18 protein-coding genes are annotated in these 23,528 nt (G+C 77.7%); 11 read left to right on the top strand and 7 right to left on the bottom strand.

Translation table 11 applies throughout. The features are described from left to right. Positions 1-47: 47 nt before the first annotated feature. From VER05_RS16950 to VER05_RS16940, 3 genes are all read left to right on the top strand, one after another. Positions 48-833, top strand: a complete 786-nt coding sequence (locus VER05_RS16950; RefSeq protein WP_324846491.1) for an ABC transporter ATP-binding protein — start codon at positions 48-50, stop codon at positions 831-833. Continuing rightward, positions 830-2,758: an ABC transporter permease gene (locus tag VER05_RS16945; protein ID WP_324846490.1), complete on the top strand. Its 1,929-nt coding sequence runs from the start codon at positions 830-832 to the stop codon at positions 2,756-2,758. The genes VER05_RS16950 and VER05_RS16945 overlap by 4 nt, the downstream gene beginning before the upstream one ends. Before the next feature lie 226 nt (positions 2,759-2,984). Beyond that, entirely contained in the window at positions 2,985-3,719 is a 735-nt protein-coding gene (locus VER05_RS16940; protein WP_324846489.1) for a DUF6518 family protein, read from the top strand. 192 nt (positions 3,720-3,911) lie between these two features. Here VER05_RS16940 and ptsP read toward each other — a convergent pair whose 3' ends face one another. The 3 genes from ptsP to VER05_RS16925 form a co-directional block, all read right to left on the bottom strand. Then, positions 3,912-5,648 (bottom strand): phosphoenolpyruvate--protein phosphotransferase, encoded by a 1,737-nt coding sequence (gene ptsP, locus VER05_RS16935; protein WP_324846488.1) that lies wholly within the window; start codon positions 5,646-5,648, stop codon positions 3,912-3,914. Beyond that, positions 5,645-5,923: an HPr family phosphocarrier protein gene (locus tag VER05_RS16930; protein ID WP_324846487.1), complete on the bottom strand. Its 279-nt coding sequence runs from the start codon at positions 5,921-5,923 to the stop codon at positions 5,645-5,647. Before VER05_RS16930 ends, ptsP begins: the two co-directional genes overlap by 4 nt. 192 nt (positions 5,924-6,115) lie before the next feature. Further along, the gene (locus tag VER05_RS16925) at positions 6,116-6,553 is read right to left on the bottom strand and encodes a VOC family protein (RefSeq protein WP_324846486.1); all 438 of its coding nucleotides are present in this window, start codon (positions 6,551-6,553) and stop codon (positions 6,116-6,118) included. Positions 6,554-6,740: 187 nt separating this feature from the next. Here VER05_RS16925 and glmU point away from each other — a divergent pair, with 187 nt between their 5' ends. From glmU to VER05_RS16885, 8 genes are all read left to right on the top strand, one after another. Next, a complete protein-coding gene (gene glmU, locus VER05_RS16920; protein ID WP_324846485.1) occupies positions 6,741-8,405 on the top strand; it encodes a bifunctional UDP-N-acetylglucosamine diphosphorylase/glucosamine-1-phosphate N-acetyltransferase GlmU in 1,665 nt (554 codons plus the stop codon). Then, entirely contained in the window at positions 8,402-9,385 is a 984-nt protein-coding gene (locus tag VER05_RS16915) for a ribose-phosphate diphosphokinase (RefSeq protein ID WP_147795744.1), read from the top strand. Before glmU ends, VER05_RS16915 begins: the two co-directional genes overlap by 4 nt. Positions 9,386-9,695: 310 nt before the next feature. Then, entirely contained in the window at positions 9,696-10,295 is a 600-nt protein-coding gene (locus tag VER05_RS16910) for a 50S ribosomal protein L25/general stress protein Ctc (protein ID WP_324846484.1), read from the top strand. Between the two features lie 109 nt (positions 10,296-10,404). Next, entirely contained in the window at positions 10,405-11,025 is a 621-nt protein-coding gene (pth, locus tag VER05_RS16905; protein WP_324846483.1) for an aminoacyl-tRNA hydrolase, read from the top strand. A gap of 499 nt (positions 11,026-11,524) precedes the next feature. Then, positions 11,525-13,168, top strand: coding sequence for a sugar transferase (locus VER05_RS16900; protein ID WP_324846482.1), 1,644 nt, complete (start codon positions 11,525-11,527; stop codon positions 13,166-13,168). Next, positions 13,155-14,363, top strand: coding sequence for a glycosyltransferase (locus tag VER05_RS16895; protein ID WP_324846481.1), 1,209 nt, complete (start codon positions 13,155-13,157; stop codon positions 14,361-14,363). Before VER05_RS16900 ends, VER05_RS16895 begins: the two co-directional genes overlap by 14 nt. Beyond that, on the top strand, positions 14,360-16,273 hold the full coding sequence (locus tag VER05_RS16890; protein WP_324846480.1) for a polysaccharide biosynthesis tyrosine autokinase: 1,914 nt from the start codon (positions 14,360-14,362) through the stop codon (positions 16,271-16,273). Before VER05_RS16895 ends, VER05_RS16890 begins: the two co-directional genes overlap by 4 nt. Continuing rightward, positions 16,270-17,478 (top strand): glycosyltransferase, encoded by a 1,209-nt coding sequence (locus tag VER05_RS16885; RefSeq protein WP_324846479.1) that lies wholly within the window; start codon positions 16,270-16,272, stop codon positions 17,476-17,478. Before VER05_RS16890 ends, VER05_RS16885 begins: the two co-directional genes overlap by 4 nt. On the opposite strand, the gene VER05_RS16880 is transcribed toward VER05_RS16885, so the two are convergent. The 4 genes from VER05_RS16880 to VER05_RS16865 are packed head-to-tail and all read right to left on the bottom strand — an operon-like array spanning position 17,438 to position 23,503. Then, positions 17,438-18,673: a glycosyltransferase gene (locus VER05_RS16880; protein WP_324846478.1), complete on the bottom strand. Its 1,236-nt coding sequence runs from the start codon at positions 18,671-18,673 to the stop codon at positions 17,438-17,440. The two genes, VER05_RS16885 and VER05_RS16880, sit on opposite strands and share 41 nt — an antisense overlap. Further along, the gene (locus VER05_RS16875; RefSeq protein WP_324846477.1) at positions 18,670-19,770 is read right to left on the bottom strand and encodes a glycosyltransferase family 4 protein; all 1,101 of its coding nucleotides are present in this window, start codon (positions 19,768-19,770) and stop codon (positions 18,670-18,672) included. Before VER05_RS16875 ends, VER05_RS16880 begins: the two co-directional genes overlap by 4 nt. Then, positions 19,767-21,314: an O-antigen ligase family protein gene (locus VER05_RS16870; RefSeq protein WP_324846476.1), complete on the bottom strand. Its 1,548-nt coding sequence runs from the start codon at positions 21,312-21,314 to the stop codon at positions 19,767-19,769. Before VER05_RS16870 ends, VER05_RS16875 begins: the two co-directional genes overlap by 4 nt. Continuing rightward, positions 21,311-23,503 (bottom strand): glycosyltransferase, encoded by a 2,193-nt coding sequence (locus VER05_RS16865; RefSeq protein ID WP_324846475.1) that lies wholly within the window; start codon positions 23,501-23,503, stop codon positions 21,311-21,313. The genes VER05_RS16870 and VER05_RS16865 overlap by 4 nt, the downstream gene beginning before the upstream one ends. Positions 23,504-23,528 lie beyond the last annotated feature (25 nt).

The raw sequence follows: 23,528 nt of genomic DNA, 5'->3' as shown, positions 1-23,528 counted from the left end.
ATTCCTAGCGTCGAGGGGACGCAGCACCCCAGACGAGGAGACCGGCCATGAGCGCCACCGCACCCACCCCGACCAGCCCGGCGAGCCCGGCCGCCCCCCCGGCCGGCGCCCAGCCCGCCGTGCTGCTGGACCGGGTCCACCGCACCTACCCCAACGGCCGCGGCACGGTCGCGGCGCTGGCGGGCGTCTCCCTGGCGCTCGCCCCCGGCTCGTTCACGGCGGTCATGGGGCCGTCGGGCTCCGGGAAGTCGACGCTGCTCAACGTCTCCGCCGGCCTGGACCGGCCGTCGAGCGGGCGCGTCGTGGTCGGCGGGTCCGACCTCACGGCGATGTCGCCCGACGCGGTGACCCGGCTGCGGCGGGACCGGATCGGCTTCGTGTTCCAGGCGTACAACCTGGTCGGCCACCTGACCGTGGCGGAGAACATCGCGCTGCCGCTGCTGCTCGGCGGCCGCGAGCCCGACGCGCACCTGCGCCGCTACCTGATGGCCGCCGTCGGGCTCGAGGGGATGGACGACCGGCTGCCGGGCGAGCTGTCCGGCGGGCAGGCGCAGCGCGTCGCGATCGCCCGCGCGCTGGTCACCCGGCCCGCGGTGGTGTTCGCCGACGAGCCGACCGGCGCGCTCGACTCGCACACCGGCGGCCAGGTGCTGGAGGTGCTGCGCTCGACCGCGCAGACCCTGCAGCAGACGCTGGTGCTGGTCACCCACGACGCGCACGTCGCCGCCGCGGCGGACCGCGTGCTGTTCCTCGCCGACGGCCTGATCGCCGGGCACCTCGACGCGCCGACGACCGAGCAGGTCACGGCCCGGATGATCGAGCTGGGCCGATGAGCGCCGTCGGGTCGATGGCCCGGTCCGCCGTCCGCGTGCACCGCGGCAGCCTGGCCGGCAGCGCGCTGGTCGTGGGGCTCGCGGCCGCGCTGCTCACCGCGACGGGCGTCTGGGTGGAGGCCGGGGTCCGGCTCGCCGCCGGCGCGGCCGACGACCCCGCCGCCTCGATGCTGCTGGCCGTCGCCTCGTCGTTCGCGGGGACCGCGGTGCTGATCGCGCTGCTGGTGGTCGCGTCGACGTTCGCGGGCGCGCTCCGGCCGCGGGCGCGGGAGTTCGCCCTGCTGCGGGCCGTCGGCGCCACGACCGGGCAGGTGCGCCGGCTGGTGACCGCGGAGGTGCTGCTGGTGTTCGCGGTCGCCGCGCCGCTCGGGGCCGTCCCCGGGCTGCTGCTCGCACCGCTGCTGGCCGACGTGCTGGTCGCCGGCGGGGTCGTGCCGGCCGGGTACGCGCCCGCGCTGTCGCCGTGGCCGGTGCTCGGCGCGCTCGCGCTGCTGGTGCCGACGGCGCTGCTCGGCGCGCGCCTGGCCGGACGGGAGAGCGCGCGGCTGAGCCCGGCGAGCGCCGTGCAGCAGGCCGCGGTCGAGCCGCGGGGCATCCCGCGGGCGCGCGCCGTGACGGCGGCCGTGCTGGCCGTGGCCGGGCTGGTCGCCGCGCTGGTGCCGTTCGCCCTGCCCGGGATCGCGGGCGCCGCGGCCGCGACGACGTCGGCGATCGTGCTGCTGATCGCCGCCGCGCTGGTCGGGCCGCTGCTGGTCCGGTGGGGTGCGGAGCGGGGGCTGCGGCTCACCCGCGGGTCGCGCGCCGTGCCGACGCTCGCGCTGACCAACGCCCGCGGGTTCTCCCGGCGGCTCACGGGGGCGGTGCTGCCGCTCGCGCTCCTGCTGGCGCTCGGCACCGTGCAGTCCGGGGCGAACCGGGCGATCGTCGACGCCGCGGAGCAGCAGGTGCGGGACGCCGTGGTGGCGGACGTGGTGGCCGAGGACCCGGCCGCGGGCGGGGTCGCCGAGGCGCGGGCCGCCGAGGTGGCCGCGCTGCCGGGCGTCGCCGCCGCGGGCGTGACCGCCGGCGTGGCCGCGCAGGTCCGGACCGACCAGGAGGACGAGGACCTGCCGTTCCTCGACGGGCTGTCCTGGGAGGCGGCGACGCTGCGGACGGTGCCCGCCGAGGCGACGCTCCTCGACCCCGACGTGCGGTCCGGCTCGCTGGACGACCTGGGCCGGGACGGCACGATCGCGATCAGCAGCGAGGCGGCGCTCGGCACCAGCGGGCTGGGCGACCCGGTGGAGGTGCGGGTCGGGGGCTCCGAGGTCGAGCTGACGGTGGTGGCGGTCTACGAGCGGGGTCTCGGGCTGGGCGACTACCTGGTCGGCTCCGGGACGGCGGTCGCCGCCGGGGCGGAGGGCGGCGTGCTGCTGGTCCGCGCCGAGGACCCGGCCGCGGCCGGGGACGTGCGGGCGGCTGTCGCGGCGACCGGGCTCGACGTCACCGACCCCGCCGGGTACGCGCGGTCGGTGCGGGACGCCGCGGCGGGGGAGCAGGGGCTCGGGACGGCGCTGCTGCTGGCGCTGCTGGCGTTCGTCGCGGTCGCGGCGGGCAACGCGCTGGTGGGCCTGGTCGGCACCCGGCGGGCGGAGCTGGCGCTGCTGCGCCGGACCGGGGCGACCCGCGCGCAGCTGATCCGGATGGTGGCCGCGGAGTCGGCGCTGATCACCGGGACCGCGGTCGCGGTCGGGCTCGCGGCGGTGCTGCCCGCGCTGCTCGGGGTCGGGCAGGGGCTGCTCGGCGTGCCGGTGCCGGTGCTGGACCCGGTGGTGCTCGGTGGGCTGCTGGCGGTCGTGGCGCTGATCGGGCTGACGCTGCCGGTCGCGGCGGCGGTGCGCGCGACGGCCCCGTCGGCCGGGGGCCTGGCGGCGCGGGCGGGGTGAGGCCCGCGGCGGCCGGGCCGGCTCGCCCGCACCCGATTTTCGCGCTGCCACCTGATCATGAGGGTGACGGCGCGAGAATCGGGCGCACGGACCCGGGGGCGCCCGCGGGCGCCCCGGCGCGCCACGGGCCCCGCCCGCGGGCCCGACCCCGGGTGGACGCGCGCGGGGGAGCGGTCCGGCCCCGGGGGGACGACGGCGCGGGGGTGCGCGCGGTCGGATGGGGACCGTGAGCACCGCCGTCCCCGCCCCGCGCGCCGCGCGCGACCCGCACCCCGCGCCCGAGCCCGCGCCCGCCCCCGGCGTCCCGGCCGCCGGTCCCGGCGACCGCGACCCCGCCGCGCGCTCGGCCGGCCCGACCCCCGCCCCGGGCCTCCCCGCGCCCGGCGTGCTCGCCGCCGCGGTCGGCGCCGGGCTCGTGGTCGGCGCGCTGACCTCGTTCGGCCAGACCGTGCTCGGCGGCACCTGGTTCGCCGGCCTGGCCAACGCCGTGAGCCCGTGGCTGGTGGCGTCGTTCCTGGTGGGCGCGCTGGCCCGGCGCTGGTGGGTCGCGGCGCTCGCGGGCCTGCTCGCCTGCGTCGGCCAGGTCGCCGGCTACTACCTGGTGGCCGACCTGCGCGGGTTCGGCGTCGGGGCGTCGTCGGTCGCCGTGTGGGCGGTGTCGGGCGTCGTCGGCGGGCCGGTGTTCGGCTGGGCCGGGCGGCTGTGGCGGACCGCCGCGGGCCGGTGGCGCGGGCTCGGCCCGGCGCTGCTCGCGGGGTGCTGGCTGGCCGAGGCGGTCGTGACCTACGCGGTCGCGCTGCGGTCCTGGGGCGACGCGGCCGTGTTCGCCGTCGTGGCGGCGCTGCTCGTGCCGCTGCTGGGCCGGGTCGGGGGTCAGACGCGGGCGGTGCTGCGCCGGCTCCCCGCCGCGGCGCTCGTGGGCGCGGTCGGCTTCGCGGCCGTGCACCTGGCCCTGTCCTGACGCTCACGGTGACAGTGGAAGGTGGTGACGGACACGCCGCCGGCGTGTCCGTCACCACCTTCCACTGTCGACCCGGGGAGGGGCGGGGAGGCGGGCCGCGGACCGGGGTCGTCCGGGCGGCCCCACGCGCGACCCAGGCCCCGAGGGGCCGCCGGGCGGGCCTGCGTAGGAGCCCGCCCGACGGGGTCGGTGTCAGTCCTCGCCGAGGAGGACCCGCGCCACGTCGGCGTCCAGCCCGGCGCGGACCGCCGCCCGGGCGGACGCGGCGTCCGGCGCCGCCAGCGCGGCCGCGGCCAGCGCCCGGCACGCCTCCAGCGTCAGCGACCGCAGCGCGTACCGCGCGGCCGGCACCCGGCCCGCCGCCATCGACAGGCTGGTGATGCCGAGGCCGGCCAGCACCAGCGCCATCAGCGGGTCGGAGGCCGACTCGCCGCACACGCCCACGGGCTTGCCGACCCGGACCCCGGCCGACGCCGTGGCCGCCACGAGCGACAGCACGGCCGGCTGCCACGGGTCCAGCAGGTCGGCGAGCTCGCCGCGCAGCCGGTCGGCGGCCATCGTGTACTGCGCCAGGTCGTTGGTGCCCAGGGACACGAAGTCGACCTCGGCCAGGATCGCCTCGGCCAGCAGCGCCGCCGCGGGGACCTCGACCATGACGCCGACCTTGACGATGCCGACCTCGCGCGCGGCCGAGGCGAACGCCCGGGCCTCGGCGGGAGTCGCGATCATCGGCGCCATGACCCACACGTCGGCCTGCCGCTCGGCGGGCAGCGCGCGGACCGCCGCGCCCAGCGCCTCGAGCTGGCGGGTGACGATGCCCGGCAGCGACCGGACCAGCCGGTAGCCGCGGACGCCGAGCGCCGGGTTCTCCTCGTCGGCCTGGGTGGCGAACGCCAGCGGCTTGTCGGCGCCGGCGTCGAGCGTGCGGATGACGACCTTGCGGCCCGCGTACGCCTCGATCACCTCGGCGTAGGCGGCCGTCTGGTCGGCGACGGCGGGCTCGGTGCGCGCGTCGAGGAACAGCACCTCGGTGCGGAACAGGCCCACGCCCTCGGTGCGCGGCGCGGCCGAGCGGGCGTCGTCGGGGGTGCCGACGTTCGCCAGCAGCGGCACCTCGTGGCCGTCGGCGGTCGCGCCGGGGCCGGTGACGGCGGCCACGACGGCCTCGTCCTGCGCGCGGCGGGCGACGCGGTCGGCGGCCTCGGCGGCCGGCGACACCTCGACGGTGCCGGCGGCGGCGTCGACCAGGACCGGCGTGCCGGCGGCCAGGCCGGTGGCGCCCGCGACGCGGACGACGCACGGGAGGCCGAGCTGGCCGGCGACGATCGCGGTGTGGCTGGTCGGGCCGCCGAGCTCGGTCACGATCGCCGCGACCTTCGACAGGTCGAGCGCCGCGGTGTCGGCCGGGGACAGATCGTCGGCGACCACCACGGCCGGGGCGTCGAGCGGGGCGAGGCCGGGCTCGGGCACGCCGAGCAGCCGGGCCACGGCGCGGTGCCGGACGCTGCGCAGGTCCGTGGCGCGCTCGGCCAGGTCGCCGCCCGCGGCGGTGAACACCGCGGCGAAGCCCTCGACGGCCTGGTCCAGCGCGGTGGCCGGACCGGTGCCGGCGTGCACGAGGCGGGCGGCCTCGGCGGCGAGCGCGGGGTCGCCGGCCATCGTGGCGGCGGCCTCGAGCATGCTCCGCAGGTCGGCGTTGGGCGTCGCGGCGGACCGGGCGCGCAGGTCGTCGCCGACCTCCGCGAGCACCGCGCGCAGGCGGGCCTCGGCGGCGGCCGGGTCGGCGGGCGCGGGCTCGTCGGCGGGGATCGCCGGCGGGGCGGCGACCAGGGCGACGGGGGCCAGCGCCACGCCGCGCCCCACGCCGATGCCCGCCAGGACCGTCCCGGCGGCGAGGGCCCCGGCGGGGGCGGCGTCGACGGTGGTCACGCCTGCTCCACCAGGTCCAGGTCGCTCTCCAGCAGCGCGGCCAGCTCGTCCAGCAGCGCCTCGGCGTCCTCGGACGTGGAGCTCAGCTCGATCTGGTCTCCGTGCTGCAGGCGCAGGCCCATCACCGACAGGATGCTCGAGGCGTCCACGCCGGGCTCGCCCTCGCGGCCGATCAGGACGGGGTGGCCGCCCTCGGCGGCCTTGCGGGTGACCAGCGACGCCGGGCGGGCGTGCAGGCCGGAGGCGGTGGCGACTCGTGCTCGACGTCGAGGCATTGCCGGACTTCCCTTCTCGTCGCGCCGGCCTGCGTCGGACGGCGCGCCAGGGCAACAAAAAAGACCTGAGGCGTCCGACGCTCGCCGGTGCCTCAGGTCTTGCCTGAACCGCTCAGTAACAACCCTGGTGGCGTCAGTTGTACGGCGGCCGGGCGCGCCCCGTCAAACGCCGCGGTGCGGCGCGGCCGCGCCTCAGCCCACGAAGATGCAGAACGGGTGGCCCGCCGGGTCGGCGAACACGTACAGCGGCTCGTCCGGGTCGTCCCGGCGGTCGAGCAGCAGCCGGGCGCCGAGCGCGACCGCGCGGTCCCGCTCCGCGTCCAGGGTGTCGCCGTCGGGCACCGTCATGTCCAGGTGCAGCTGCTGCGGCACCGCGGGCTCCGGCCACGTCGGCGGCGTGATCTGGAGCACCTTCTGGAACGCCAGCGGCCACAGCCCGTCACCCCGCAGGACCAGCCAGTCGTCCCCGCGCGCGTCCGGCTCGCCGGGCGCCGGCGGCTCGTCGCCCGGGCGGTACGTCATGCCCAGCAGCTCCCGGTAGAACTCCGCGAGGCCCCGCGGATCGGTGGTGTCCAGCACCGTCTGCACGACCCGGGGCCGTGCGGCGCCGGGGGCGGTCGCGTCCGTCATGGCGGCGCTCCTCTCGGGGACCGGCGGGCCCCCGTCCGGCACCCGCGCCGGTCCCATCATGGTGCCGCCGGGCCGGACCCGCGACGGCGGGCTCCCCGGCGGCGGTAGAGTGCGTCAGCGCACGACGTCCCCGCCCGGCTCGCCCTCACCGGCGCGCGGGCAGACCTCTCACAGGGAGCACCCACAGGTGACCACCCCCCGCCCCGCCGCGGTCATCGTCCTCGCCGCAGGCGAGGGAACGCGGATGCGATCCGCCACTCCGAAGGTCCTCCACACCCTCGCGGGCCGCTCGATGCTCGGGCACGCGCTCGCGGCCGCGCAGGCCCTCGAGCCGCGGCGCACCGCGGTCGTGGTCCGGCACGAGCGCGAGGCGGTCGCGGCGCACGCCCGCGAGCTGCTGCCGCAGGTGCTGGTGGCCGACCAGGACGACGTCCCCGGCACCGGCCGCGCCGTGCAGTGCGCGCTGTCCGTGCTCGACGCCGCCGCGCAGGCCGAGGCCGCGTCGGCCGGCGACGGCCCGGGCGAGCCCGGCAGCGTCTCCGGCGTGCTGGTCGAGGGCCCGGTCGTGGTCCTCGCCGGCGACATCCCGCTGCTGGACGGCGAGACGCTGGGCGAGCTGCTCGCCGCGCACGCCGCCGACGGCAACGCGGTGACCGTGCTGACGACCGAGGTCCCGGACCCGACCGGCTACGGCCGCATCCTGCGCGCCGCGCCGGACGCCCCGGACGCGGGTGACGTGCTCGGCATCGTCGAGGAGAGGGACGCCACCGACGCCCAGCGCGCGGTGGCCGAGATCAACTCGTCCGTCTACGTGTTCGACGCCGCCGTGCTGCGCGGCGCGTTCGGCCGGCTCGGCCGCGACAACGCGCAGGGCGAGGTCTACCTGACCGACGTCCTGGCGATCGCGCGCGGCGACGGCGGCCGGGTGCGCGCGCTGCGCACCGACGACCCGGTGCTGGTCGAGGGCGTCAACGACCGCGCCCAGCTCGCGGTGCTCCGCGCGGAGCTCAACCGCCGGGTGCTCGACCGCTGGATGCGCGCCGGCGTGACCGTCGTCGACCCGGCCACCACGTGGGTCGACGTCGACGTCGAGCTCGCGCAGGACGTGACGCTGCTGCCCGGCACCCAGCTGCTCGGCGCCACCTCGGTCGCCACCGGCGCCACCGTGGGCCCGGACACCACGCTCCAGGACGTCGAGGTGCACGCCCGCGCGACGGTCGTCCGGACGCACGGCTCGCTGGCCGTGGTCGGCGAGGACGCGACGGTCGGCCCGTTCGCCTACCTCCGCCCGGGTACCGTGCTCGGCGAGCGCGGCAAGATCGGCACGTTCGTGGAGACCAAGAACGCCGAGATCGGCGCCGGGTCCAAGGTGCCGCACCTGTCCTACGTCGGCGACGCCACCATCGGCGTCGAGACGAACATCGGCGCCGCCTCGGTGTTCGTCAACTACGACGGCGTGCGCAAGCACCGCACCACGATCGGCTCCTACGCCCGGACCGGCTCGGACAACATGTTCGTCGCCCCGGTCGAGGTGGGCGACGGCGCGTACACCGGCGCCGGCAGCGTGATCCGGCACGACGTGCCGGCGGGTGCCCTGGCGGTCAGCGCCGGCGCCCAGCGCAACATCGAGGGCTGGGTCGCCCGGTCCCGCCCGGGCACCCCGGCCGCCGAGGCCGCCGCCCGCGCGCGCGACGAGGACGCGGAGCTCTCGCCGCAGGCGCGCGCCGAGCGCGAGCGCGCCGGGCAGGCGAGCGCCGGCTCCGGCGTGCACCGCACGCCACCCCCGACCCTGCCGGACCACCCGGTCCCGCTGCCCGACGCCCAGCCCAGCACGGAGGACACCGCACGATGACCGGGATCGTCTCGCAGGACGGTGAGAAGCGGCTCGTCCTGGTCTCCGGGCGCGCGCACCCCGAGCTCGCCGCCGCGGTGGCCAAGAGCCTCGACATCGACCTCCTGCCCACCACGGCCTACGACTTCGCCAACGGCGAGATCTACGTGCGGTTCGCCGAGTCGGTGCGCGGCGCGGACGTGTTCGTGCTGCAGAGCCACGCGGCGCCCATCAACCAGTGGCTGATGGAGCAGTTCCTCATGGTCGACGCCCTCAAGCGCGCCTCGGCCAAGACCATCACCGTGATCGCGCCGTTCTACGGCTACGCGCGGCAGGACAAGAAGCACCGCGGCCGCGAGCCGATCTCGGCCCGCCTGATGGCGGACCTGTTCAAGACCGCGGGCGCCGACCGCCTGATGAGCGTCGACCTGCACGCCGCGCAGATCCAGGGCTTCTTCGACGGCCCGGTGGACCACCTGTGGGCCATGCCGATCCTCACCGAGTACGTGCGGACCCGGGTCGACGTGCAGAACGTCACCGTCGTGTCCCCGGACGCCGGCCGCATCCGCGTCGCCGAGCTGTGGGCGCAGAAGCTCGGCGGCGGCCCGCTGGCCTTCGTGCACAAGTCGCGCGACATCCGGCAGCCGAACAAGACCGTCGCGAACCGCGTCGTCGGCGACGTCGAGGGGCGCACCTGCGTGCTCGTCGACGACCTGATCGACACCGCCGGCACCATCGCCGGCGCCGTGCGCGTGCTGCACGAGGCCGGCGCGAAGGACGTCATCGTGGCGGCGACCCACGGCGTGCTGTCCGACCCGGCGATCGACCGCCTGCAGCAGTCCGGCGCCCGCGAGGTGATCATCACGGACACGCTGCCGATCCCGGAGGAGCGCCGGTTCGAGGGCCTGACGGTGCTGTCCATCGCGCCGCTCATCGCCCGGGCGATCCGCGAGGTGTTCGACGACGGCTCGGTGACCAGCCTGTTCGACGGCCAGTCCTGACCTGCGCGCGCGGCGCCCGTCGCCGCACGTGCGCCCGAGGCCCGCTTCCCCGCGACGGGGGAGCGGGCCTCCACGCGTCGCGGGGCGCGGCGGCCGCCGCCGGGGGGTGCGGGGCCTGGTTTCGTGCGGGGCGCGGGCCCGGGTAGGATCGTCCAGTTGCCTCGGCGAGGGATGTCGGACGGTCACCGGAGAGACCCGGGTCCGCCGGTCCGTGATCGACAGGGTGGAACGCCTCCGCGTGCCCGTCCCGCGCCCCGCGTCGAGGCCACCACCGCTCGCCATCGCCCTTCTCAGCGCCCCAGGAGTCACCGTGTCCGAGATCAAGCTCGCCGCCACCGCCCGCACCGAGTTCGGCAAGGGCGCCGCCCGCCGCCTGCGTCGCGCCCACCAGATCCCGGCCGTCCTGTACGGGCACGGCACCGAGCCGGTCCACGTCGCCCTCCCGGGCCACGAGACCATGCTCGCGGTCAAGGGCGCCGCGAACGCGCTGTTCGAGATCCAGCTCGACGGCAAGCCGGTCCTGGCCCTGGCCAAGGACGTCCAGCGCGACCCGGTCAAGAACGTCATCGAGCACGTCGACCTGCTGATCGTCCGCCGCGGCGAGAAGGTCCAGGTCGAGGTCCCGGTCACGGTCGTGGGCGAGTCGGCCCCGGGCACCATCCACATCGTCGAGACCCAGACGCTGACCCTCGAGGCCGAGGCCACGCACCTGCCCGCGCACGTCGAGGTCTCCATCGAGGGCCTCGAGGCCGGCACCGCGCTGACCGCCGGCGAGCTGACGCTCCCGGAGGGCTCCGTGCTCGAGGGCGACGCCGAGCAGGTCATCGTCACCGTCACGGTCCCGACGGTCTCCGCCGAGGACCGCGCCGCCGACGAGGCCGAGGCCGCCGAGGCCGCTGCCGCGGAGTGACCCACCCGGCGCGCGCGCTGCGCGCCGACCGCGTCGGGACGCCCGGTACCGTGACGGTGCCGGGCGTCCGGCGTTCCTGCAGGTGGACGACGGAGGGAGTGGCGCCGCGATGAGCGAAGGGCGCTGGCTGGTGGTCGGGCTCGGGAACCCCGGGCCGCAGTACGCCGGGAACCGGCACAACGTCGGGCAGATGGTGCTCGACGAGCTCGCGCGGCGCGCGCAGGCGTCGTTCGGGTCGAAGGGCGGCGTGCTGTCCCGCCGCCCGCAGGCCGCGACGGCCGAGGTGCGCCTCGGCACCCTGCCCGGCGGTGCGCCCGGGCCGCGGGCGGTGCTCGCGAAGCCGACCACGTACATGAACACGTCCGGCGGGCCGGTCGCGGCGCTGTCGAAGTACTACGACGTGCCGCCCGAGCGCGTGATCATGGTGCACGACGAGCTGGACATCCCGTTCGGGGAGATCAAGCTCAAGATCGGCGGCGGAGAGGGCGGCCACAACGGCCTGCGCGACACCACCAAGGCGCTGGGCACCAAGGACTACCTGCGGGTGCGGGTCGGCATCGGCCGGCCGCCGGGGCGGATGGACGCGGCCGACTTCGTGCTGCGCGACTTCGCCAAGCCGGAGCTCAAGGAGCTGCCGCTGCTGCTGGACGACGCCGCCGACGCCGTCGAGGTCCTCGTGACCGAGGGCCTGGAGCGCGCGCAGCTCCGGTTCCACACGCGCACCGCGTAGCGCGTCGCCCGCGCCACCGAGGCCGCCACCCCACCCCGGGTCGGCGGCCTCGCGTGCGTCCGGGGCCGGGTCGCTCCGCGGACAGTGGAACGTCGTGACCGACACGCCGACGGCGTGTCGGTCACGACGTTCCACTGTCGACAGCTCAGCCGCGGGCCGGAGGGCCGCCGGCTGCCCTCCCGCCGGCCGGCCGGCTGCCCGGCCCGCCGGCCGCCACCGCCTGCCGGCCTCCGGCGGGCGGGTGAACCGTGCCCGCCCGGGGCCCGGCGCGCGCCCGCCGCGCGCTCGCGTCGGTGCTGGTCAGCGCGATACCCGCAGGTCAGCACCACCCCCCTCGGGTACCCCCGGACAGGGCCGTCCGGGGGTGTTCGCGCACGTCAGAGGGGCATCGCTCGCCCATACGGGTGTGAAAGGGGTGAAAACGGACACATCGGGCGGACTAGGACAAACACGCTGATATAGCCTCAACTCACACCAAAGCCGCCCGGGGGGATCCGACATGAGTCTGCTCGACGATCACGACGTCTCGCGCTCCGCGCAGCGCGACGTCGCGACCCCGGGCACGGCGGCACCGAGCGGCACGGAGGCGCCCGTGGGCGCCGCCGAGCGCCCCGCGGAGCAGCCTGCCACGGGACAGGCGGACGCCGAGCGCGCGGCCGCCGCGTCCGCCGCCGAGCGCCGCCGCGACACCCGCGGCCCCCGGCTGTCCTGGGCCTCGGACCGCCCGTTCCACGAGCCGCTCGGCCACGCGGAGCCCTCGGGCTGGCGCGGCTCGCACGCCGCCTACCAGGTCGAGACGCTGGCGCGCGACGTCGTGCTGGCGACCTGCGTGCCGACGCTGCTGCTGTTCCTCATGCACGGCGTGACGCTGCTGCAGCTGTCCTGGGGCCTGATGATCGGCCTGCTCTACATCGCGTTCGTCGCGGTGGAGCGCGGCTACGACCGCCAGGTGATCGGCGACGGCCACCAGGAGTTCGAGGCCGTGATCCGCGGCGGCGTGCTGACCGCGGCCGCGCTGGCGGTGTTCGCGGTCGGCGCGGACGTCGACGTGCCCCGCACGATCGTGTTCCTCGCGCTGCCGCTCGTCGCGGTGCTGCTGCTCGGCGCCCGCCACCTGGCCCGCCGGTCGCTGCACAAGCGCCGGGCCCAGGGCGAGTCGATGCGCCGCACGCTGGTGGTGGGAGACGCCTCCTCGATCACGCACGTGGTCGACGACCTGTGCGGGCTCCCGCAGTACGGCTACAACATCGCCGGCGTGTGCGTGCCCTCGTTCGACGGCCCGCTGCCCGCGCTGGGCGTCCCGGTGCTCGGCACCGTGTCGGACGTCGTGCAGGTGGCTGTGGACGGCGAGTTCGACGTCGTGATCGTCACCGGCTCGGAGCTGTCGGGGCAGGCGCTGCGCCGGCTGTCCTGGGCCCTCCAGCGCACCGACACCGAGCTCGTGGTCGCCCCCGGCATCGTGGAGGTGTTCGGGCCGCGCGTGAGCCTGGAGCCGACCGCGGGCCTGTCGCTGATCCACGTGAACGCCGCCGAGTCGCGCCGGTCCCGGATCCTCGCCAAGCGGGCCTTCGACACCGCGTTCGCGCTGGGCGCCCTGCTCGTGCTGTCGCCGGTGCTGGCCGTGACCGCCCTCGCGGTGAAGCTCACCAGCCCCGGCCCGGTCCTGTTCAAGCAGACCCGGGTGGGCAAGGAGGGCCGCGAGTTCTCCATGCTGAAGTTCCGGAGCATGGTGGTCGACGCCGAGGAGCGGCTGGCCGCGCTGCGCGCCGCGAACGAGGCCGACGGCCCGCTGTTCAAGATGGACCGCGACCCGCGGATCACCCGGATCGGCCACTTCCTGCGCAAGCACTCGCTGGACGAGCTGCCGCAGCTGATCAACGTGGTCAAGGGCGAGATGGCGCTGGTGGGCCCGCGCCCGCCGCTGCCCTACGAGGTCGCCCAGTACCGGGAGTCCGCGCGGCGCCGCCTGCTCGTGAAGCCGGGCCTCACCGGCCTGTGGCAGATCAGCGGCCGCGCCGACCTGGCCTGGGAGGACGCGGTGAAGCTGGACCTGCGGTACGTGGAGAACTGGTCGATCGCGTTCGACCTCATGATCCTGTGGCGCACCGTGCACGTCGTCGTGAGCGGTCATGGCGGTCGGTGACGGGGTCGCGCTGGCGCACGACTACGCCACGCAGCGCGGCGGCGCGGAGCGCGTCGCCCTGGTGATGGCCGACGCGTTCCCCGGCGCCCCCCTCTACACGACGCTGTACGACCCCGCCGCGACCTTCCCGGAGTTCGCGCCGCTGGACGTGCGGACCAGCCCGATCGACCGGTTCGGCGTGCTGCGCCGGCACCACCGGCTCGCCCTCCCGCTGCTGGCCCCGGCCGTCGGCGCCACGCCCATCGAGGCGGAGGTGCTGCTGGCCTCGTCGACCGGCTGGGCGCACGGCTTCCCGACGACCGGCCGCAAGGTGGTCTACTGCCACGCCCCGGCGCGCTGGCTGTACCAGTCGGACCGGTACCTCGGCCCGTCCCGCCAGGGCGGCTCGGGCCACGCCCCGGGCGGAGCCCAGCGCCGGCTCGCGGCGGCGGCCCTCGGCCTGCTCGCCCCCGCCCTGCGGGCGTGGGACCGGCGCGCCGCCGGCACCGCCGACCGCTACCTGGCCAACTCGACCGTGACCGCGCGGGCGATCCGCGAGGTCTACGGCATCGAGGCGGAGATCGTGCCGCCGCCGCCGGCCATGCTGCCGGGCGGCGCCGAGACCCCGGTGGACGGCGTCGAGCCCGGGTTCCTGCTGTGCGTGGCCCGGCTGCTGCCCTACAAGAACGTGGACGTCGTGGTCGAGGCCGTCCGGCGCACGCCCGGGGCCCGCCTGGTCGTGGTCGGCGACGGCCCCGAGCGCGCGGCGCTCGAGCACCGCGTGCGGGACCTGCCGCGCGTCGTGCTGGCCGGCCGGGTCGACGACGCGCGCCTGCGCTGGCTCTACCGGAACAGCGCCGCCCTGGTCGCCGCCTCGTACGAGGACTACGGCCTGTCCCCGCTGGAGGCCGCCGCCTTCGGCCGCCCGTCCGTCGTGCTGCGCGACGGCGGGTACCTCGACACCGTCCGCGACGGCGTCACCGGGGAGTTCTTCGACGCCCCCGACCCCGACCTGGTGGCCGAGGCCGCCGGTCGCGCGCTGGCACGCACCTGGGACCCCTCGGTGCTGACCGCGCACGCCGACGACTTCGCCGCGGAGCGGTTCGTCGAGCGGCTGCACCGCGTCGTGCGCGAGGAGCGCGCGGCCGGGCGGTCCGCCGGACCCGAGCGGCCCGACCCCGCAGAACCTGTGCTGACCGAGAGGCGATCCCGATGACCCTGCAGGACATGTTCCGGACCATCTGGTTCGGCAAGTGGCTGGTGCTGGTGTCCGTGCTCGCCGCGCTCGGCGGCGCGTACCTCTACGTGTCCCGCCAGGAGCCGCAGTACGCCAGCACGGCGACGGTGCAGATCGTCGACGCCGAGACGCTCGCCGCCTCCGGCGTACGCCTGGAGAGCGACCCGAGCCTGGTGACCAGCGACGCGGTGACGGCCGCCGCGGCGAAGGACCTCGGGGACCCGGGCCTGGCCGACGGCCTGGCCGCGTCGTCGACGGCCGAGTACGCCACGGACAACCCGAACACCGTCATCATCACCGAGACCGGCCCCGACGCCGACGCCACGGTGGACCGGGCCAACGCGATCGCCACGGCGTACGTCGCGGCGCTCCAGGCCCAGTTCGACGACGACCTCGCGTCGATGCAGGAGCGGCTGAGCACCCTCGCCACCAGCATCGACCAGCAGCAGAAGGCGATCACCGAGGCCCGGCGTGCCGCCGCCGCGGCCACGGCCGCCACGAACCCGAACGCCCAGGTGGACCCCGTCGACGGCCTGCTCGAGGCGCAGTACTCCACGACCATGGACCAGTACCAGACGCTGTCCGGCCAGCTCACCCAGGCCCAGCTGCTGGCCTCGCCGGCGACCATCCTGCAGAACGCGGTCGGCAGCACCCTGGTGAGCATCCCGGCCAGCCTGGTCTACGCGATCGCCGCCCTCGCCGGCCTGCTCGTCGGCATCGGCCTCGCGGTGGTCCGCCGCGGCCTGGACACCAAGGTCCGCACCTCGGGGCAGGCGCGCCGCTCGGCGGGCGCCCCGGTGCTCGCCCGGCTGTCCGGCACCGGCGTCGCCCTGAAGTCGGCCGAGGCGGAGGGCACGCTGCCCGTCGCCCGCCGCGAGGCCACCGCGTACACCCGGTCGATCCGCGAGCTGCGCACCGCGCTGCAGGCGGCGGTCGAGAACGACTCCGGCAGTGCCGTGATCGTGGTGACGGCGGCCGACGTGGAGACCCCGCGGTCGTTCCTGGCCGCCAACCTGGCGGCCTCCTGGGCGCTGTCCGGCCGGAGCGTGGTCGTGCTGTCCGGCGACCTGCGGCAGCCGCGCCTGAACGCGCTGCTGCCCGCCGACGCCGACGCGCCCGTGCGCACCGGCCGGGGCGGCGGCCGCGCCCGCACCGCCGCGCTGCCGACCGCGATCCCGCACCTCGCGGTGCACCCCGCGCTGCAGACCGAGCTCGACCCGGCCGACTTCCTGGCCTCCGCCGACGTGCGGGCCCTGGTCGAGCAGCTGCGGGCCACCGCGGACGTCGTCATCATCGACGCCCCGCCGATGCTGGTCGCGGCCGACGCGACGATCCTCGGCTCGTACGCCGACGGCGTGCTGCTCGCGGTGACGCTGGGCCACACCCACGTCGGCGCGGTCGAGGAGTCCGCGGAGCGGCTCCGGGCGGCGAACGCCGCGCTGCTCGGCCTGTCGGTCGACGGCACCACGGAGCGCAGCGAGGCGACCTACGAGGCGACCTACGCGTTCGCCGGGGCCGACGAGGCCGCGCAGGACGCGGAGGGCGCCGAGGACGACCGGCCCGCGCCGGCCCCCGCGGACCATGCGCCGACGGCGACCGCGACCACCGCCGGCTCCGACGCCGCGGCGGGAACGCCGGCCGACGGCGACCGCGCGGCGGAGCCCGGGGCCGACGTGCCCGGACCCCGCGCCGACGGCCAGCACCGCGCGGCCGACGGCGACGCCGACGACCGGCCCCGGGCCGACGACCGGCCCCGGGCGGACGCCGAGCCGGCCGAGGCCGAGCCGGCCGACGCCCAGCCGGCCGCCGAGGACGAGGACGAGCCCGCCGACGCCGAGGCCGCCCGGTCGGCCGGGGACCGCGCGCCGGTCGCCGCCGAGTCGAAGTGACCGCCGCACCCGCACCGGGCGCCGCGCCGCGCCCGGTGCGGGTGGCGGTCCTCGACCACACCGCCCAGCTCGGCGGCGCGGAGCTCGCGCTGCTGCGCACCGTCCGGGCCCTCGACCCGGCCGCGGTCGAGGTGACCGTGGTGCTGTTCGCCGACGGGCCCCTGGCCGGGCGGCTGCGGGACGCGGGCGTGGCGGTGCGCGTGCTGCCGCTGGACCCGCGGATCGCGCAGACCGACCGCGCGGCCGCCGGCCGGTCGGCGGTGGGCGCCGCGCGCTCGGCGGCCGCGACGCTCCCGTTCGTGGCCCGGCTCGCCCGGCTGCTGCGAGACCTGCAGCCCGACGTCGTGCACACGACGTCGCTCAAGGCCGACGTGATCGGCCTGCCCGCCGCCCGCCTCGCCCGCCGCCCGCTGGTCTGGCACGTGCACGACCGGATCGCCGAGGACTACCTGCCGGCGCCGGTGGCGCGGGCGCTGCGTATGCTGGCCCGCCGCGGACCGCGGCACGTGGTGGTGAACTCCCGGGCCACCGCGGCCACGCTGCTGCCCCTGCCGCGCGGCTGGACGCTCGCGTACCCGGGCCTGGCCCCGGAGCAGGTGGCCGCCGACCCGGCGGGGCGTCCCGCGCCCGCCACCCCCGTGATCGGGCTCGTGGGCCGGGTCAGCCCGACCAAGGGCCAGCGGGAGTTCGTGGCCGCCGCGGCGCTGCTCGCCGAGCGGTTCCCCGACGCCCGGTTCCGGGTCGTCGGCGCCGCGCTGTTCGAGGAGCAGGCGTACGAGGTCGAGCTGCGCGCCCAGGTCGCCGCGCTCGGCCTCGCCGACCGCGTCGAGCTGACCGGCTGGGCCGCGGACCCGGTCGGGGAGATCGACCGGCTGTCCGTCCTGGTGCACGCCTCGCCGGTGCCCGAGCCGTTCGGCCAGGTGGTCGTCGAGGGCATGGCCCGCGGCGTCCCGGTGGTCGCGACGGCGGGCGGCGGCGTGGACGAGATCGCGGTGGCCGACGACGGCACCCCGCGCTGCCTCGTGGTGCCGCCGCGGGACGTGCCCGCGCTCGCCGAGGCGGTCGCGCGGGTGCTGGACCGGCCGGAGGAGGCCGCCGCGCGCGCGGACCGCGCGTGGAAGGACGTGCAGGCGGACTACGCGGTCGCCCGCACGGCCGAGCGGCTCACCGCGGTGTGGCGGCGGGCGTCCCGCGCACGCGGCTGAGCACCGCCTGCATCTCGCGCACCCGGTCCGACCAGCGCGGCACGTCCGCCGGCGCCGGGCCGATCCCGGACGGGCGGCCCTCGGCCAGCACCCGCACGACGGCGTCCGCGAGGTTCTGCGGCGACGCGGTGGTGACCCGGTCGGCGGGCTGGTCGCGGAACCCCGCGACGGGGGTCGCGACGACCGGCCGGCCGACGGCCAGGTACTCGTAGAGCTTGATCGGGTCCAGCGAGTCGGTGAACCCGTCGACCACGTGCGGCACCAGCAGGACGCCGGCGTGCTGCAGGTACCCGGGCACCAGCGCGGCGGGGCGCGGGCCGAGCACGAGCGCGCCCGCGGCGTCGAGCCGGGTCAGGTCCAGCGGGTCGAGCAGCGCGGGGCCGACGAGCACCAGGCGCGCGCCGGTGGCCCGCAGGTGGGTGGCGACGCGCAGGCACGCCTCCACGTCGAGCCGGTCCGGGTGCAGGGTGCCGACGTACACCGCGTACGGCTCGTCCGGCAGGTCCGCCGGGCGCGGCTGCGGCGTCCGGTAGGCGTCGACGTCGACCGCGTTGGTGAGCAGCGTGACGGGGCGGTCGGCCCCCTTCGCCCGGGCCAGCGCGGGGGAGCACACGACGACCTCGGCGCACCGCTCGACGAGCAGCGCCTCCGCCGCGCGGGTCCGCTCCAGCTCGGCGGGCTCGCGCACCGCGCGGAGCCAGTCGTCGGTCACGTCGTAGAGGGACCGCCAGCCGGTGGCGCGCAGCACGGCGGCGCCGTCGGGGTCGTTCACCCAGAGCACGGGGTCGGCCATGCCCAGCCGCCGCGCCACCCGGGCGACCGTGCGGGCGCGACGGTCGTCGCCGGCCGGGTCGAGGCGCCGGGGCAGCCACTTGGTCGGCCGGTACGCCCACGCGCGGCCCGCCGGGGCCCCGTCGTCCGGCCCGAGCCGGCGCAGCCGCCGCCCGAGCGTGGGGGAGGCGCCGCGGCGCAGGTCGTGCAGGTGGTCGACCGCGGGCTCGACGAACAGCACCCGGAGGCCGGGGTCGGTGGCGAGCAGGCCGGCGACCAGGTGCTGGTTGCGGCGCCACACCTCGTCCCAGGGCTCGAGGGAGAGCACGACGAGGTCGCGGCGGTCGGCGCCGGGCGGCGGGCCGCCGGCGGGGGCGTCGCGGCGCACGGCGGGGCCCGCCTCGTCCCGGGTCCCGGCGGTCACCGCGGGGCCCCGGGGGTCGTGGCGGCGGCGTTCGCGGGGGTCGCCGGCGCGAGCGGGGCGCCGAGCACCGCCGCGTACACCGCCGCGATCCCGTCCGCGTGCGCCTCCGGCCCGAACCGCCGCTGCTGCAGGGCCCGCAGCTCCTCGCCGTAGGCGGCGCGGCGCTCGGGGTCGCGCGCGAGCCGGGCGAGCGCGGCGCCCGCGGCCTCGACGTCGTCCGGCGGCACCAGCACGGCGCCGTCGGCCGCCCCGACGGTCTCCGAGTGCCCGCCGCCGCGGCCGGCGACGACGGGGGTGCCGTGCGCCATCGCCTCGACGGCCGACAGCCCGTACGGCTCGTCGCCGCGCGGGGCGAAGAAGATCCCGGCGGTGGCGAGCAGCGCCGGCACGTCGGCGCGCATGCCGAGGAACCGGACGGACCCGCCGAGGCCGAGGGACCCGGCCAGCGCCTCCAGCTCGGCGCGCCGGGCGCCGTCGCCGGCCAGGTGCAGCTCCCAGCCGTCGGCGGCCAGGCCGGAGGCGGCCCACATCCGCAGCGCGACGTCGGTGCGCTTCTCGGCCTCGAGCCGCTGGGCCATCAGCACGACCGGGCGGCGGTCCGGCTCGGCGCCGGTGCGCGGGACGACCGGGACGCCGGGGTGCACCACGGTCGACGGGCCCTCCACCCGGCCTGCGACGAACGCGCTGATCGCGACCTGGGCGGCGATCCGCGGGGCCACGAACCGGCCGACGGCGCGGCCCACCGCCGAGGAGCCGCGGCGGTCCGCGAAGTGCCGGGTGGCCACGACCGGGGCGCGGGCGGCCGCGGTCGCGGCGAGCTCGGCGGCGGTCATGTGCGCGTGCACCAGCCGGGCGTCGAGGCGGCGCAGGGCGCGGGCGGCGCGCACCGGGGTGGGCGCGGCGGACCAGCGCACCCCGGACCCGGCCAGCTCGGCGGGCATCCGGTCGGCGGCGCCGCCGAGCACATGCACCCGAAGGCCGCGGGCGTCCTGGGTGCGGGCGAGCGTGGTGACGTAGCGCTCGACGCCGGCGAAGGCGTCCGTGCAGACCACGTGCACGACGTCGAGGGGCGCCGGGCCGGCGCCGGGGGCGGTCACGAGGGCTCCCGGTGGCCGACGGGCAGCGGGCCGCGGCTGCGCCGGGGGCGGCCGCCGACGACGGCCTCCCGCAGGTGCCGGGCGCGCCGGCCGGCGGGGCTGTCGGACGGGCCGGGCGTGCTCCGCGACGAGGGCGGCGGCGGGCCGAGGACCGCCGGTTCGTCCTCGGGGTCGCCGGACCGCTGCGCGTGGGCCTGGGCGCCGAGGCAGATGCCGGCGATGACGAACGGGATCGACACCTGGGCGGCGACCCAGAACAGGTCGAACTGCCCCTGCACGAACCGCATCAGCACCAGGACGAACGCGAGCGTCCCGTACCGGGAGTCGACCCGCCACAGGATGACGAGGATCGCCAGGAACATCACGAGGAAGCCGACCAGGCCGACGATCCCGCCGGAGGACAGCATCTCGAACTCGGCGTTCGGCGGCTGGAACTGCTCCTCGAACCGGTCGGTGTACCACCAGCGCAGGCCGGCGCCGAACCAGGGGTACTCCTCCCAGATCACCAGCGACTGCCGGAACCAGATGAGCCGCTGGTAGGCGGAGTTGTACTGGTTGCCGGACTCCAGCTGGTCCTGGACGAGCGTGCCGATGACGACCGCCGCGCCGGCGATGGCGAGCAGCACGACCTTGGAGCGGTGCCGGTGCGGGTCGGGCCGCAGCGCGACGACCGCGATCGCGACGGCCAGGCCGATGAGCGCCTGCCGGGACTGCGCGACCAGGATGCCGGCGAGGAACAGCCCGAACAGCCCGAGGCAGACCAGGTCGTTCCACCGCAGCCAGCGCGGCCGGGCGTAGACGATGATCGCCGCGAACGCGAGCACGCACCCGATGTAGTTCTTGTGCATGAGCAGCGGCTCGTTCAGGTACACCGGCCCGAAGCTGCCCGACGCCGCGTTCACCAGGAACTGCGCGAGGGCGGCGAGCGCGACGACCACCGAGCCGCCGACGTACAGCCCCAGCGCGAGCCGCGCGTGCCCGGCGGCGCCGATCGCCCAGCCGACCAGCAGCGCCCCGCCGACCAGCAGCCACTCGTGGAACCACTCCACCGCGTTCGCGGCGTACGGGTTCGCGATGACGGTGAACAGGACCGTGGCCTGGTAGAACGCCGAGGCCCACAGCACGTTGCGCATCGGCCGGGTCAGCGGTCGGCGGCAGAACAGCAGCGCGGGCCAGAACGCCGCGAAGAGCACGAAGTCCGACACCGACAGCGCGCCGCCGACCCGGTTCACCAGGAGCAGCAGCGGCATGCCGAGCACGGGCAGCGCCAGGGGCATCCGCAGCGTGAGCCCGACCACCAGCACCACCGCGGCGACGCCGAGCGCCAGCACCGGCTGGGTGGAGGTGACGGCGCCGACGACGAGCGCGACGGCCACGAGCACGCCGCCGGCCAGGGCGCGGCGGCCGGCGGTGGTGCGGGGCAGCCGCTCGGCGAGGGCGCCGCCGGTGGCGAGGCGGTGCGGGCGCACGCCGGGCGCGAGCTCGGGGGCGCCGGCGGGGGCCGGGGCGGCGCGGGGCGGCGCGGGCGGGGTCGTGGTGGTCACGCGGCGGCCTCCCGGTCGGCGGTCTCGGGGGTCGGGTCGGCGCCGGCGCCGCGCGCGGGCGCGGGGGCGGGCGGGACGGGGGGCAGGGGCGCGGGCCGCGGGGCGCGCGGGTCGCCGAGCGCCGCCTCGGCCCGCAGCGGGCCGCGCAGGTACAGCCGCAGCCGCAGCCGGGCGGCGGACCCGCGGTCGCCGGGCAGCAGCGCCCGCGGCACCGCGCCGAGCGCGACGGCCGCGCGGGCGGACGCCCAGCCCGCCGCGCCGTGGTGCGTCCGGAAGTACCGCTCCTGGGACGCGTGGAAGTGCGTCTCGCGCCGGGTCGGGTCGGTGCTGGTGCCGCCGCCGACGTGCCCGGCGAGCACGTCCTCGACGACGCCCGAGCGCCAGCCCGCGTCGTGCGCGCGGCGCTGCCAGTCGGTCTCCTCGGAGTACAGGAAGAACCGCTCGTCGAACCCGCCGACGGCGGTCAGCGCCTCGGCGCGGAGCAGCAGCACGGAGCCGATGACGAACCCGTCGCCGGTGTCCCGGACGCCGAGCCCGGCGGCCTGCCGCCAGGCGGCGGCCGGGGTGGGGAACGGCCAGCGCACCCGGGCCGGGGCGCCGTCGTCGTCCACCTGGGCGGGGCCGACGGCGGCGACGCCGGGGTCCGCGCGCAGGGCGCGGTGCAGCGCCCGCACGCCGGCGAGGTCGACCCGCGCGTCGGGGTTGAGCAGCAGCACGTCCGCGCCGGGGCGGGCGCTGCGCACGCCGAGGTTCACGGCGGCGGCGAACCCGAGGTTCGCGCCGGGGTCCAGGTAGCGCGCGCCGGCGTCCTCGGCGACGCGCCGGACCGCGGGGTCGCCGGAGTTGTCCACCACGGTCACGGGCAGCGCGCCGGCGACGGGTGCGAGCGCCCGCGCGAGCAGCTCCGCGGCCCCGTAGGCGACGACGACGACCTCCGGGTCGCCCGCGTCGCCGTCGCGCTCGCCGAGATCGGTGCCCCCGCTCGAGATCGGTGCGTGGAACCGCCGATCTCGGGGCGAACCACCGATCTCGGCGCGTCCGGCGCCCGCGACGACCTCGCGGTACATCGCCTCGTACCGCTCCGCGATCGCCGGCCAGGTGTACTCCGCCGCACGCTCCGCGCCCGCCGCGCGCATCCGCGCCGCGCGGCCCGGCTCGTCCACGACGGCCACGAGGGCGGCGGCCAGCGCCGCGGCGTCGCCCGGGGGCACGAGCGTCCCGGCCCCGCCGACCACGTCGCGCAGGGCCCCGCTGTCGGAGGCCACGACGGGCACGCCCGCGGCCATCGCCTCGACGGCGACCCGGCCGAACTGCTCGAGCCAGCCCGGCGTCGGCACCGACGGCACCGCGAGGACGTCGAGCCCCCGGTAGAACGCGTCGAGGTCTGCGCCCGCGAGATGCCCGTGGAACGTCACGCGCCCCGCCAGCGCGGGGGTGGCGGCCCGGGCGCGCAGCGCGGCCTCGTGCGGGCCGGCGCCGGCGATCGCCACCGTGATCCGCGGGTCCGCCTCGGCGGCGTCGAGCAGCACGTCGAGCCCCTTGTGCGGGTGCAGGAGGCGGCCGACGTAGCCGGTGCGTGCGGGGGCGGCCGCACCGACTACGCCGGCGTCCGTGGGGGCGCCCTCGTCCCGAGCGCCCGGGGTGGTGACGGCGTCGGCGGACCCGGCCGCCTCCGCCGCCTCGACGCCCAGCCCGACGACGTGCGCGGGGGCGGTGAGCCCCTTGGCGCGCAGCACGTCGGCGGCCTCGGCGTTGCACACGCTGACCGCGCCGGCGCCGCGCAGCGCCCGCCGCTCCCACCAGCGGAACGGCACGGGGTAGCGCTTCGCGATGTTCTGCGCGGAGTACAGCACGTAGGGGACGCGCGACCGGCGCAGCGCCCGGAGCAGCAGCACCTCGGCCGTGGCCAGGGCGGCGGGCTCCTCGTGCAGGTCGAGCACGTCCCAGTCCTCGCGGAGCGCGCGCCAGATCGGCCGCGGGTCGTAGAGGAACACGTTCGGGTGGCGGCCGGTCGTGCGCACGCCGACGACGTCCTCGCCCGGCCGGGGCGCCAGGTCGACGTCCCGGCCGCCCTCCGCCCAGGTGCGCGCGCTCAGCGTGCGCACCGTCAGGCCGCGGGCGCGCAGCGCGTCCTCCCGCCCGCGCCACGCCGTGACGACGGCGCTGTGGGACACCCGGAGCACGCGCATGGGGACCATCGTGCCGGTCATCGCC

The organism is Cellulomonas sp. (assembly GCF_035634735.1).
Classification (GTDB): domain Bacteria; phylum Actinomycetota; class Actinomycetes; order Actinomycetales; family Cellulomonadaceae; genus Cellulomonas.
The sequence above is the reverse complement of the archived record's forward strand: the minus strand, read 5'-3'. Positions and strand labels throughout refer to the sequence as shown.

What these genes read in the sequence shown, in the direction of transcription:
- VER05_RS16895 (WP_324846481.1), top strand. Translation starts at nt 13,155, where the DNA reads ATGGCGGTCGGTGACGGGGTCGCGCTGGCGCACGACTACGCCACGCAG.
- VER05_RS16930 (WP_324846487.1), bottom strand. Translation starts at nt 5,923, where the DNA reads ATGCCTCGACGTCGAGCACGAGTCGCCACCGCCTCCGGCCTGCACGCC.
- VER05_RS16925 (WP_324846486.1), bottom strand. Translation starts at nt 6,553, where the DNA reads ATGACGGACGCGACCGCCCCCGGCGCCGCACGGCCCCGGGTCGTGCAG.
- VER05_RS16915 (WP_147795744.1), top strand. Translation starts at nt 8,402, where the DNA reads ATGACCGGGATCGTCTCGCAGGACGGTGAGAAGCGGCTCGTCCTGGTC.
- VER05_RS16890 (WP_324846480.1), top strand. Translation starts at nt 14,360, where the DNA reads ATGACCCTGCAGGACATGTTCCGGACCATCTGGTTCGGCAAGTGGCTG.
- VER05_RS16945 (WP_324846490.1), top strand. Translation starts at nt 830, where the DNA reads ATGAGCGCCGTCGGGTCGATGGCCCGGTCCGCCGTCCGCGTGCACCGC.
- VER05_RS16950 (WP_324846491.1), top strand. Translation starts at nt 48, where the DNA reads ATGAGCGCCACCGCACCCACCCCGACCAGCCCGGCGAGCCCGGCCGCC.
- pth (WP_324846483.1), top strand. Translation starts at nt 10,405, where the DNA reads ATGAGCGAAGGGCGCTGGCTGGTGGTCGGGCTCGGGAACCCCGGGCCG.
- VER05_RS16865 (WP_324846475.1), bottom strand. Translation starts at nt 23,503, where the DNA reads ATGCGCGTGCTCCGGGTGTCCCACAGCGCCGTCGTCACGGCGTGGCGC.
- VER05_RS16900 (WP_324846482.1), top strand. Translation starts at nt 11,525, where the DNA reads ATGAGTCTGCTCGACGATCACGACGTCTCGCGCTCCGCGCAGCGCGAC.